Consider the following 12,251-nt stretch of genomic DNA (forward strand, 5'->3'; position numbering starts at 1 on the left):
CATTGTCAGCCATTTTGCTTTTTATTCTTCTTATAGAATAACAGGTAGAATATGTTAATATTAAGCTACCAATATGTGAGAAGGTGATGACCATCGAAGCGAACCAGGAAGTGGTACTTTCCTTGACGGATTTAAAGAAGAATTATGGCACAAAAAATGTTTTAAAAGGCATTGATCTAACAGTCCATCGCGGGCAGATTATCGGTTATATCGGGCCAAACGGTGCGGGGAAAAGTACGACGATAAAGATTTTGCTCGGGCTCGAAGGGGAATACGACGGCAAGGTTGAGATTTTTGGCGAGGAAATCACTGAAAATAATATTAACTACAAAAGAAAAATAGGCTATGTTCCCGAAGTGGCTGAGCTGTTTGATAATCTTACTGCGATGGAGTATTTAACTTTTGTTGGTGAATTATATGGAATGGACATACAGAGTGCTGATGAAAAAGCACAAAAGCTGATGAAGGTCTTTGGATTGGAAGAAGTTTATCATTCGCGAATCGCATCTTATTCAAAAGGGATGCGCCAAAAGGTTCTCATCATCTCAAGCTTATTACATAATCCTGACCTGTTATTTTTAGATGAGCCGTTAAGCGGACTTGATGCCAATAGTGTCATGGTATTTAAAGAAATTTTAGCTGTGCTTGCTTCCCAAGGTAAAACAATTTTCTACTCCTCCCATATCATGGATGTGGTTGAGAAAATCAGCAACCGCATTATTCTCATTAATGCTGGAAAAATTGTCGCCGACGGCAGCTTTAATGAGTTGAAGGAGCAAAACAAGGAAGGGACACTGGAGCAGATTTTTAATCAGCTGACAGGATTTAATGAATATAAAGCGTTAGCCGAGGAATTTGTGTCTATCGTTCAAGAGGTATAACGATGAAAAACTTTCGAACGCTAAGATTCCTGGATTTATTTCGCGGTCTTTTTGAAAGCTTTGGCATCAATTATACAGTTATGAGAAAAATTTTGGCTGTCAAACTGACCATGGATGGAAGAAGAACTCCGACTATATTCAATCAGCAGGCAAAGAAAAAAAAGAGACCGGAAGAAAACGGTTTTATCAAATCATTAGGGATTTATGTGTTATTAAGCCTCATGCTCATCCCATTTACCATACTTAGTGAAAATTTTCTCTATCAAATGAGCATTTTTTATGGTATTGTCATGTTTCTTGTTATGACGTCGATGATTTCTGACTTTTCGAATGTCCTCCTTGATGTCAGGGATAAGGGAATTATACTGACAAAACCGGTCGATAAGAAAACACTAAATGCGGCAAAGATTATTCATATTTGTATTTATTTAAGCTTTTTATCGGCTGCCCTTACCGTTATTCCTTTAGTGATTGGGACATTTAGACATGGGATATTATTTTTACTCCTATCATTAATAGGGCTTATTTTAGTAAATTTATTTATTGTGGTGTAACGGCTATTATTTATTATTTCATTTTGCGCTATTTTGATGGGGAAAAACTGAAGGATATTATCAATTATGTGCAAATTGGTTTATCAGTTTCGATTGCGGTTGGATACCAGGTAGTGGCAAGAGCCTTTAATGTTGTCGATATGAACATTACGTTTACACCAAGTTGGTGGCAATTCTTTGTACCGCCAATATGGTTTGGGGCTCCCTTTGAGTTATTCTTACAGAACCATTCAAATATGTATCTTATTTCATTTTCGCTGCTAGCCCTGGCTATTCCGATTTTCTCCATTATCATCTATAGTCGGATGATGCCTTCTTTTGAAAGAAATTTGTTAAAACTGACGAACAACAGCGAGGGAAGTAAACGAAAGAAACACTGGTGGATTAATCGGCTCCTTCCTATTATTTGCCGAAGCAGAGAGGAAAGGATATTTTTCCGCTTCGCCGATAACATGATGCGAAACGAAAGAGAATTTCGCTTAAAGGTCTATCCGTCTTTGGGGCTGTCACTTATTTTTCCGTTTATCTTCATGTTTAATGAAATTCAAATGCATTCTTTTGCCCATATGGTTTCAAGTAAATGGTATTTAGCGATTTATTTTTGTTGTTTAATGATTCCTAATGCAATAACCATGTTAAAATACTCGGGGAAATACAAAGGGGCTTGGATCTATCAAACTGCGCCGATTCAAAATCTTGCTCCGGTATACAGTTCGGTCTTAAAGGTGTTTATAGTCAATCTCTTTATACCAATCTATGTAATATTATGTGTGATTTTTGCAAGCATCTTTGGAGTGAGAATCATCGATGATTTAATAGTTGTACTGGTGACAGCTATTTTATACACGGTCATTTGCTCGAACTATCTGAGAGGGACACTGCCATTTTCTGAATCCTTTGAGGATGCCCTTCAAAGTGGGGGATTAAAAGTGATTCTTGCTTTGATTTGCCTTGCGGTTTTTGCTGGAATTCATTTTGCTTTTACATTGATTCCATTTGGAGTGCCTATTTATATGCTACTCCTTATAATGATTACTATTTTTTCATGGAAACAGGCTTTTAAGACCATTTGGAATTATTAAGGGCTTTTAACTGTCAATCGGGAGAAACTGATAAATGATAAAATTTATATTTTTCTAAATATTCATAATTATTGTCGATATCACTCTGCAATTGCAATATTTCCCCGGTAATTTGTCGATATAAAGAACAGGGGAGTTTAACTTCCCTGTTCTTTATCATATTCATCTAGAAACGGCTTATTGGCATAATAGTACATCATCGCCATAAAAACAGCCCCGCCGATTAGATTTCCAATGGTTACCGGCACTAAATTATGAATCACACCACCCCATGAAATTGTTCCTGGGTGGTTTAGGACTAAGGCGATGGCAAAGGTACACATATTGGCAATGCTATGTTCATAGCCGGAAATAAAGAAACAAAACACGAACAGCATCATTGCAAACATTTTTGGTCCATCCCCTTTTAATCCCATCGGAAGAAAAAAGGCCATGCAAACGAGCCAATTACATAGGATGGCACGGAAAAACAACATCGTTGTGGGGACTTGCATTTTAATCTCGACAACATGTAGTAAGAATCCATTAACGCTTGCATCTGCATAAAGTCCTGTCGTAAAAATGATAAAGGCAAAGACCGCAGCCCCAAGAATATTGCCCGCATAACTACAGACCCATAGCTTCAACACATCAGCCCAGTTCATTTTTTTCCTAAGAGCGGCATAGGTGTAATAGAACGTATTTCCTGTAAACAAATCCCCGCCGCCATAAGCGATTAATATAATGGCTGCTCCAAAGGTGAGTGCCGCCATTGGATAGGCGAATGGAGAGTTTTCAAGGTAAAAGAAATTTCCTGTTTTAAAAGCGACAATAACCCCAAAACCAATAAACATACTCGCGAGCATTGCCCGCATGATATAACGCAGAATGCTTTGCTGAAATATTTTTATCTTTTTTAAGGCTAATTTCTCAGCTTCATGTAATGGCTGCGTTTCCATCTTTGAATACCCACCAATCTATTTTGATTTCATCCTTTTATTTTGATACGGAACAATTTGGAATATGTATAAAGGAATAAAAAGCTTTTCATCCCTTGAATAATCCTATTTTTACACTCATAAGCTTTTCTAACAGTTGAAAATAGCAAATACATTCCTAAATCAGATATAATGAAATGGTTTTGAAGACTGATTGTTAAGGAGTTAAATATGTTAAAAATGAAAAAAATTACCCCTTCATATGATCCGTGGGAAGCTTATTTGGATGTCAAAGAATATGGAAAGCGGCAGCTTACCAATATTGAATTCACTACAACCACTTTATGTAATATGCGCTGCGAACATTGTGCAGTAGGATATACGCTGCAGACCAAAGATCCCATTGCACTTCCACTAGATTTAATTTTAAAAAGATTAGATGAAATTCCGACCTTGCGCTCTTTAAGTATTACCGGCGGGGAACCAATGCTGTCATTATCCTCCGTAAAAAATTACGTTGCACCAATCCTAAAATATGCCCATGATCGAGGGGTGCGGACACAAATAAACTCAAATTTAACTCTTGATTTGGCCAGGTATGAATTAATCATTCCCTATTTAGATGTCTTACATATCTCACACAATTGGGGCACGGTAGATGATTTTGTTGAGGGCGGCTTTGCAAGAATGGAAAAACAGCCTGATTACCAGCAACGAGAAAAATATTTTCTGAGAATGATAGAAAATAGCCGTGAGCTTGTGAGAGCTGGGGTGATGGTTTCTGCCGAAACAATGTTAAACAAGCGGACACTGCCTCATTTAGAAAAAATCCACCGCCAAATTGTCGATGAAATGCTTTGCCAGCGTCATGAGGTACACCCTATGTACCCAAGTGATTTTGCCAGCAATCTTGAAACGATTACCCTCGATGAAATCAGAGCCGCCATCCATTATTTACTCGATATAAGGGATGAAAAGGTGTGGATGCTTTTTGGTACCCTGCCATTTTACGCGTGCAGTAGCAAGCAGGAGGATTTAGATTTATTAAACCGGTTATATAAGAGTAAAAATGTTACAGTCCGAAATGACCCGGATGGCCGTTCACGTCTGAATGTGAATATATTTAATGGCGATATCATTGTCACGGATTTCGGTGATACTCCACCGCTCGGGAATATTCAAACCAATCATTTACTTGATGCGTACCAAGCATGGCAATCTTCAAGTATCGCGAAGGAATTAAACTGCCATTGCCCGGCCGTTTCTTGTCTCGGCCCTAATATTTTGGTCAAGAATAGTTATTATCGAGAAACCGAATTCACAAAATTGAAAACTAATCTAGTAAAATAGCAGGAAATCCCTGCTTTTTTATTTTCTGAAAAAAAAACTTCCCTTATACTAAATTTATAGTTAGATGAAGGGAGTTTTCTCATGAGATTTTTAGTTGTTGGTGCTGGTGCAGTTGGCGGGTATTTTGGCGGGCGGTTACAAGAAAAAGGGGAAGATGTTACCTTTTTAGTCCGGGAGGGAAGAAAAAAGCAATTAGAGAAAACAGGACTTGTCATCGAAAGTGTCCATGGAAATGTGACCTTTAAACCGAAAACTATTTTAGCCGGTGAGGAAGTGGAAGCTTTTGATGTTATTTTACTATCAACAAAGGCTTATCACCTTGAAGGAGCTATGGAGGGCATTAAACCGTATGTCGGCCAAGAAACGGTCATTCTTCCATTGTTAAACGGGATTTTACATATTGATAGATTGAAAGAAACGTTTGGGGAAGAGCGGGTTATCGGGGGCCTTTGCTTTATTGAAACGACCCTTGATCAAACCGGCAAAGTCATTCAAACAAGTGCGAAGCATGATTTAGTTTTTGGAGAACTTTCAAGTGAACGCTCAGTACGAGTATTAAAAATAGAAGATGCTTTTAGTGGATCCAAGATAGAGTACCGGTTAAGTGAAAATATCAACCAAGATCTATGGAATAAGTATTTATTTATTTCAACGATGTCAGGAATTACTACTTTAATGAGAGCGCCGATTGGACCTATCCTCGAACAGCCAAGTGGCCGTGCAACGATATCTTTGCTAATAGAAGAGATTGTTTCCTTGATGAAACGAATCGAGGCCCCACTCCCTGAGAATATAGAAACACAATTACTGAAACAAATTGAAGGTTTAGGGTATTCGATGAAATCCTCGATGCAAAGAGATATGGAAAAATTGCTTCCTGTTGAAGCCGACCATTTGCACGGATATTTACTGGAGATTGCCAAAAAGGAACAGATTTCTGTCCCAATTTTAGAAGCCATTTATACAAATTTAAAAGTGTATGAAAAAGATTTGAGATAAAGAAAAGTCCCATTTATGTGGGACTTTTCTATTGGAGTTTTTAGGCTGTATGTTTTAATAGCTTTGGATTTCGCTGCATAGATACGAGCAAGATAATTCCGCTAATCACCAATAATGCACTAGTACTGATAAATACCGCAGAAAACCCAAAGTAACCGGAAAGGAAGCCGCCTAGCATTGGTCCGATTATATTGCCAAGAAATCTCAGACTATTGTTATATCCCAATACCTCACCTTGCATGGCAATCGGAGCTTCCTGACGAATGTAAGCAATTCGGACAGGTATTATTCCGCCAATCGTGACACCAAGCGCGAAACGGATGATGACGAGCTGCCATAGGCTGGTTACGGCTGCACCTGGTAAGTAAACCACTCCTGCAAGGAATAGGAGAATAACCAGTATTTTGATATAACCATATTTGTCAGCAATCTTTCCCCATTTCCGTGACATCATTAGATTTCCAAGTCCAGCTGCTGAAAAAGCAATTCCCGAATAAAAGGCAACATTTGTTTTTCCATGCAGGTCACTAACAAATAAAGACAAAATCGGCTGAATGCTAAAATGGGCAATCTGAACGAGAGCAGAGATTAAAAGGACGGTTAATAAAACAGGGTTGCGGGTAATATGCTTTAACACCTCTTTACTCGAATAACTTGTTATTGATCCCTTTTTCACTTCGACCCGAAATTCTTTTGTGGCAATAACTAGCAGAGCAGAAATGAAAATAGAAATTGAGGTCCACTTAAATGTGGTGGCATAGCCCAGTGAATCTGCTAATATTCCTCCTAGCATCGGTCCCAATAAAGAACCGGTAATACTGCCAGTTTGCAATGTTCCAAGGACACGGCCGGCAATCTGTTTCGGTGTTTGAGTTGAAATAAATGCCTGGGACATCGGAATGAAGCCAGAAAAGAATCCCATGAAAAAGCGTAGCAGCAATAATTGCCAGACAGAATGGACAAAGCCGATAAGGAAAATGGAGAATGCCATTCCAAGGCCAGATATGATGAGGATTTTTTTTCGCCCATATCGATCTCCAATTTTGCCCCAAATAGGCGAAAATAGAAAAGCTGATACGAACGTTATTCCAAACGTGATCCCAGACCAATGTTGTACGTATTTCTCTGAAAAATCTCCAAACGACTCAATGTACAGTGAAATAAATGGCATGACCATCGTCATACTTCCGGCAACAAAAAAGTTAGCAAACCACATAATCATTAAATTACGTTTTGCACGATCCTGCTGATTCACGGTACATAACACTTCTTTCTTAAAAATATTTCGGTTCTCTAAATATAATAATACCGAAGTTAATCAATAATTCAAATATTAAACATATTTTTAAAAAGTTATTTATTAAAAATATTCATAATACTATTGACAACTTGTTAATGGGAGTTTAAATTAAATTTAATACTTTAAATCAATTAAATTATTTTACGTTCTCTTATCAAGAGTGGCAGAGGGACTGGCCCGATGACGCCCAGCAACCGTTCCAAAAGGAATTGGTGCTAAATCCTGCAAAACAAGTTTTTGTTTTGAGAGATAAGAGAGGAGTAGTCCATTTATTGTGATGAAACCTCTCTTTTCTGGAGAGGTTTTTTATTTTTTAAATAAAATCAGACTTTTCCAATAGGAGTAACGAGAATTACGTAAAAAGAAAAGGGGAGTTATCATCATGAAGAGAAATTTGTTAAAAAGCACACTTGTTTCAGCACTAGCGGCTACACTTCTTCTTACAGGATGTGCATCAAGTGGAGAAACAAAGCAAGCAAGCGGTAATAAAAATGTATCGCTTGAAGGGGTGCCTGAACGATTTGCCAAAGGTGATCCGGTTAAAATCAAGGTCATACGTAAAATTGGCGGTGACGACCATACTGCTCAATTCTTAGCTGGTGCGAAAGAAGAAGGACAAGCATTAGGTTTTCAGGTGGATGTGTTCACTGCAAATGGTGACACGGCAAAGTTCCATGATGCGATCAATCAAGCTTTAGATCAGGATTATGACGGATTTGTTATTTCCCATGGTGATGACGACGCTACCATTAATGATGTGAAGAAAATTGTTGAAAAAGGAAAAAGTGTAGTTGCTTTTGACTCCAATCCCAAGCTTGCTGAAGTAGAAGGGGTAACGCTGACTTCACAGGATGATGAAGCATTAGCAACATTAGCACTTGATCAGCTTGTAAAAGAGACAAAAGGAAAAGCTAAGATTGCCTACCTTTGGGTGGACGGCTTCCCGCCAATGGTGAGAAGAAATAAAGTTTATCAGGACGTACTTGCGAAAAACCCTGGTATTAAAGAGGTCGAACGCTTCGGTGTAGCGTCTGCCGACACAAGTGTGCAAACACAAAATGCTGTTGCGGCGATGTTAAATAAGTATCCTAAAGGAAAATTAGATGCGATTTTTGCGACTTGGGATGCGTTTGCCATTGGTGCTGCCCGCGCTCTGAAGGAAGCGGGACGTGAAGAAGTAAAAATTTATGGAATTGATGTTTCCAATGCCGATCTTCAAGAAGTTCAAAGAAAAGGCAGTGCTTGGAAGTATACGGCTGCAGTTGATCCTAAGCTTATTGGCGCAGTCGATATGAGATTACTAGCGAAAAAACTAGCGGGGGAAGAAACGCCAAAAACCTACGACCTAGAAGCATCACTCGTGTCACAGAAAAACGTTCAGGACTCTAACGAAGCAGTTAATATGGTAAATCTCGCAAAAATCATACCAGGCTGGGGTCAATCTACTGCGTTTGAAGAAGATTGGATGAAAACATTAAAGAAGCACTACAAGAAATAATCGCTGGGCACTCTCTTTTTCGTCAGATGAAGGGAGTGTCTGCATGATGGGAGGTGCCATTTTTGACGACTACAACTTTAGAAATGAAAAACATCTCAATAGAGTTTCCTGGTGTAAAGGCCCTGAATCAGGTCGATTTTTCAATCGAAACAGGCGTCATTCATGCTTTGATAGGAGCAAACGGTGCGGGGAAATCCACATTAATGAAGGTTCTTTCCGGTGCTTATGATCACTATACCGGTGAAATTGGTCTGGACGGACAAAGCTTAAAAATCCGCACACCGAAAAATGCTCAGGACGCCGGCATACAAATCGTTTACCAGGAAGTAGATACAGCCCTGATTCCGTACCTATCTGTCGCTGAAAATATTATGCTGCTTGATTCGGTTCATAACATGGGGAAAAAGCAGTGGATAAAGTGGAAGGAAATTCATGATCGAGCTAGTAAAATACTTGCTGATTTAAATATTAATCTTTCTTCGAAAAAACTAGTAAGTGAATTAACGCTGGCAGAAAAACAAATGGTTTTAATTGCTAGAGCGATTTCCAAGCAGTGTAGGTTTCTTATTTTGGATGAACCGACGGCACCGTTGAGCCATACTGAAACAACGGAACTATTTCGTATCGTTAGAGATTTAAAAAAGCAAAATGTAGGAATTATATTTATCTCACATCGACTGCCGGAGATTTTTGAAATCTGTGATGTGATAACGGTGATGCGTAATGGTGAAATAGTGGTAAAAGAGAAGAGTGTAGAAACGACACCGAATAAAGTGGTCGAGCAAATGCTAGGTCAAAAGCTAGAGGAACAATTTCCTGAAAAAAGTTCGACTTTTGGCAACAATGTTCTTGAAGTAAAAGGACTTAACGACGGTGAAAAAATTAATGATTTACATATCCATGTGAAAGCTGGAGAAATTGTCGGAATTGCTGGGCTTGTCGGTGCTGGGAAAACAGAATTATGTAAGGCCCTTTTTGGTTCCTCGAAACGAACTGGGGGAGAAATTTTTCTAAAAGGAAAGAATGTTAGGTTAAGGAGCCCTTACGATGCAGTTAAAAATGGTCTTGCATTAGTTCCTGAAGAACGGCGAAAAGAAGGAATTCTCGTTTTAGAATCCGTTGAGGCCAATTTGACAGCAGCAAATTTAGGAAGGTTTTCAAAAGCTTTAAGTTTTTTGGATCGGCAAAAGGAAAAAGCCACTGCCAAGCAAATGATTAGCTCACTTGGAATTAAGACACCAACGGAGGAAACAAAGGTTCAAAATTTGTCTGGAGGAAATCAGCAGAAGGTGGCCATTGGGAAATGGCTGGTTGCAGAAGCTGATGTTTACATTTTTGATGAGCCAACTAAAGGAGTAGATGTTGGTGCGAAGAGGGATATCTTCAATTTAATCTCGGGATTAGCTAAGCAAGGTAAAGGAGTAATTTATGCTTCCTCAGAATTATCCGAAATTATGGGGATAACTAATCGAGTCTATGTTTTATATGACGGGAAGTCCGTTAAGGAACTTGAAACTAATCAAACGAATGAAGAAGAACTTTTATTCTATTCAACAGGGGGCAGGTAAAATGGAAGCAAATATGACGGCTAGCAAACAGACCCCAACGAAAAAGACCTTTGAGCTTTTTCAATTCTTTTATAAATACGGTACGATTATTACCATTGTCGCACTTATTGTGATTTTTTCACTAGCGAACCCAACCTTTATTCAAGGAAGCAACATCGTCAATATCTTACGTTCTATTTCGATTGTAACCATTATTGCAATTGGGATTACGATTTCATTATCTGTCGACGGGTTTGATCTTTCGGTTGGATCCGTTGCCTCTCTATCAAATGCGATCGTTATCTCGATGTTTGTTTGGTTCTCGCAAAACACATTGGTCGCGGTCCTTTCAGCGATTGCGGCATCTTTAGTAGTGGGTGCTGTCAATTCGTTTATGATTGTTAAATTGCGGATTCCTGATATGTTATTAACGCTCGCGACAATGTTTATCATTCAAGGAACGGCTTTAACGTACACAAAAGGAGCGACTGTTTCACAAAACATGGTTATGCCCGATGGCTCGATGGCAGAGGGTCTTATCAGTCCATTCTTTGCTAAAATCGGCGAAGTCCCATGGATCATTATCATTATGGCTGTAACTGTAATCCTGGTACATGTCTTTTTGACTTATACAAAGCACGGACGTTATATGTACGTCATTGGCGGTAATAAAGAGGCTGCAAGATTATCGGGTATTCCAGTGAACAAATATAAGGTAGCGGCATACTTGTTATCAGCGTTATTTGCTTCCATTGGCGGAATTGTCTTGGCTTCGAGGGTCATGACCTCAGAAATAAATTCAGGTGCCCCTTATTTAATGGATTCCGTTGCCGCAGCATTTATTGGATTTTCTGTCTTGGGCTCTGGAAAGCCGAATGCCTTTGGTACATTTATTGGAGCGGTCCTCATCGGGATTTTGCAAAATGGACTCGTGATGATGTCAGTACCTTATTATGCGATGGACATTGTTAAAGGGGCTGTATTAGCATTTGCTTTAGCTATAACTTACTATAAACAAAAATAAATTAGACCTTGCAATTTATCGAAAAAAATCTTTAGGAGACAATTTTAGTTGTCTTCTTTTTTTATGATTTTGGAACAATATAAGGAGAAAGGGTGAAGAACATGGAACACTATGAAGCATTTTTGCACAGCAAGAATTGGATTGATAATGATTTAGATGCAAGGTACATAAATGTGAATCATCCCTATGCCATCTTAATTTCAGAAGACGAAGGACAAATAACGTTAAGAGGAAATGCTGGCTTTGATAACGGTCAAAACGGTGAAGAAATTTTCTCTTTTACTTCGTTGAAGGATCTTCAAGAATGGTTTGAAAACAATATTGGGGAGTAAGGCTTTACACGACGGGCTATACGAGACCCGTCCTTTTTTTATTTTTTCCAAAAAAAGTATTTACAAAATTTACAGACATTATATAATTAACACTGTAATATAAGTTAACGGTGTTAATTTAAATAACTGTGTTAATAAAATTTGGAGTGTGAGCACAATATGGGCACCAAGGAAAGACGAAAACGAGAAATTGAGGAGATGAGGCTCGAAATCATTGAAGCGGCGGTTCAATTGTTTCTAACAGACGGGTATGAAAATGTTTCGATGAGAAAAATAGCCCAGCAAATCGATTACTCCGCAACAGCCATTTATAAATATTTTGCCAACAAAGAAGAGATTTTGATTCACTTATTAAAACATGGCTATTCTATTTTTCTCACTAGTTTAAAAGAAGGAGTAGCTAAAAGTAAATCTCTGGATGCCGGAGAAAGATTGAATGCTTCATTATATGCCTATATTGATTTTGGTTTAAAGTATCCAGAATATTACAGATTGATTTTTATCGAAAACTTGCATCAGCTTCAAAAGGTGATGACAGAAGAGGATGACCGGGTAAGAGGATTTGTCTTATTAACTGAAATGGTAATGGCAGCAATGAATGAGGGAGTGTTAAGGAAGCATGATGCACAAATGGTGGCACAGTCTTTATGGGCATCACTTCATGGCATTACAAGTTTATTAATCACTTTCCCAGACTTTAGCTGGCATGAAAAAGAAAACTTTGTCACTTTCCAAGTAGATACCATGATAAAGGGATTAACTTAAAA

General features: G+C 38.5%; 12 protein-coding genes and 1 riboswitch. Of the genes, 10 read left to right on the forward strand and 2 right to left on the reverse strand.

Annotated features, from left to right (window positions below; genetic code table 11):
• The first annotated feature begins 86 nt into the window (after positions 1-86).
• The 3 genes from ABES02_RS12590 (at position 87) to ABES02_RS12600 (ending at position 2,517) form a co-directional block, all read left to right on the forward strand.
• Entirely contained in the window at positions 87-881 is a 795-nt protein-coding gene (locus tag ABES02_RS12590; RefSeq protein ID WP_430135042.1) for an ABC transporter ATP-binding protein, read from the forward strand.
• 2 nt (positions 882-883) lie between these two features.
• Positions 884-1,435, forward strand: coding sequence for a hypothetical protein (locus tag ABES02_RS12595; RefSeq protein WP_430135044.1), 552 nt, complete (start codon positions 884-886; stop codon positions 1,433-1,435).
• A 68-nt stretch (positions 1,436-1,503) separates the two neighbouring features.
• Positions 1,504-2,517: a hypothetical protein gene (locus tag ABES02_RS12600; RefSeq protein ID WP_430135046.1), complete on the forward strand. Its 1,014-nt coding sequence runs from the start codon at positions 1,504-1,506 to the stop codon at positions 2,515-2,517.
• A 137-nt stretch (positions 2,518-2,654) separates the two neighbouring features.
• Here ABES02_RS12600 and ABES02_RS12605 read toward each other — a convergent pair whose 3' ends face one another.
• Positions 2,655-3,455 (reverse strand): formate/nitrite transporter family protein, encoded by an 801-nt coding sequence (locus tag ABES02_RS12605; protein WP_430135049.1) that lies wholly within the window; start codon positions 3,453-3,455, stop codon positions 2,655-2,657.
• Between the two features lie 210 nt (positions 3,456-3,665).
• On the opposite strand from ABES02_RS12605, the gene yfkAB reads away from it, so the two are divergent.
• A complete protein-coding gene (gene yfkAB, locus ABES02_RS12610; RefSeq protein WP_430135051.1) occupies positions 3,666-4,784 on the forward strand; it encodes a radical SAM/CxCxxxxC motif protein YfkAB in 1,119 nt (372 codons plus the stop codon).
• An 81-nt stretch (positions 4,785-4,865) separates the two neighbouring features.
• Entirely contained in the window at positions 4,866-5,783 is a 918-nt protein-coding gene (locus ABES02_RS12615) for a ketopantoate reductase family protein (RefSeq protein ID WP_430135053.1), read from the forward strand.
• Positions 5,784-5,823: 40 nt separating this feature from the next.
• Here ABES02_RS12615 and ABES02_RS12620 read toward each other — a convergent pair whose 3' ends face one another.
• Positions 5,824-7,005, reverse strand: coding sequence for an MFS transporter (locus ABES02_RS12620; RefSeq protein WP_430135206.1), 1,182 nt, complete (start codon positions 7,003-7,005; stop codon positions 5,824-5,826).
• 226 nt (positions 7,006-7,231) lie between these two features.
• Positions 7,232-7,339: riboswitch (SAM riboswitch) on the forward strand.
• Positions 7,340-7,465: 126 nt separating this feature from the next.
• Between ABES02_RS12620 and ABES02_RS12625 the strand changes: the two genes are divergently transcribed.
• The 5 genes from ABES02_RS12625 to ABES02_RS12645 all read left to right on the forward strand — a co-directional run bounded on the left by ABES02_RS12625 (position 7,466) and on the right by ABES02_RS12645 (position 12,249).
• A complete protein-coding gene (locus ABES02_RS12625) occupies positions 7,466-8,581 on the forward strand; it encodes a sugar ABC transporter substrate-binding protein (protein WP_430135056.1) in 1,116 nt (371 codons plus the stop codon).
• Positions 8,582-8,664: 83 nt separating this feature from the next.
• Positions 8,665-10,149 (forward strand): sugar ABC transporter ATP-binding protein, encoded by a 1,485-nt coding sequence (locus ABES02_RS12630; protein WP_430135209.1) that lies wholly within the window; start codon positions 8,665-8,667, stop codon positions 10,147-10,149.
• A 1-nt stretch (position 10,150) separates the two neighbouring features.
• Positions 10,151-11,152: an ABC transporter permease gene (locus ABES02_RS12635; RefSeq protein ID WP_430135058.1), complete on the forward strand. Its 1,002-nt coding sequence runs from the start codon at positions 10,151-10,153 to the stop codon at positions 11,150-11,152.
• Between the two features lie 101 nt (positions 11,153-11,253).
• Positions 11,254-11,484: a hypothetical protein gene (locus tag ABES02_RS12640; protein WP_430135061.1), complete on the forward strand. Its 231-nt coding sequence runs from the start codon at positions 11,254-11,256 to the stop codon at positions 11,482-11,484.
• A gap of 159 nt (positions 11,485-11,643) precedes the next feature.
• Positions 11,644-12,249, forward strand: a complete 606-nt coding sequence (locus ABES02_RS12645) for a TetR/AcrR family transcriptional regulator (RefSeq protein ID WP_430135064.1) — start codon at positions 11,644-11,646, stop codon at positions 12,247-12,249.
• Positions 12,250-12,251 lie beyond the last annotated feature (2 nt).

This window comes from Neobacillus pocheonensis (assembly GCF_050477905.1).
In the GTDB taxonomy this organism is placed as follows: Bacteria; Bacillota; Bacilli; order Bacillales; family Cytobacillaceae; genus Neobacillus; species Neobacillus pocheonensis_A.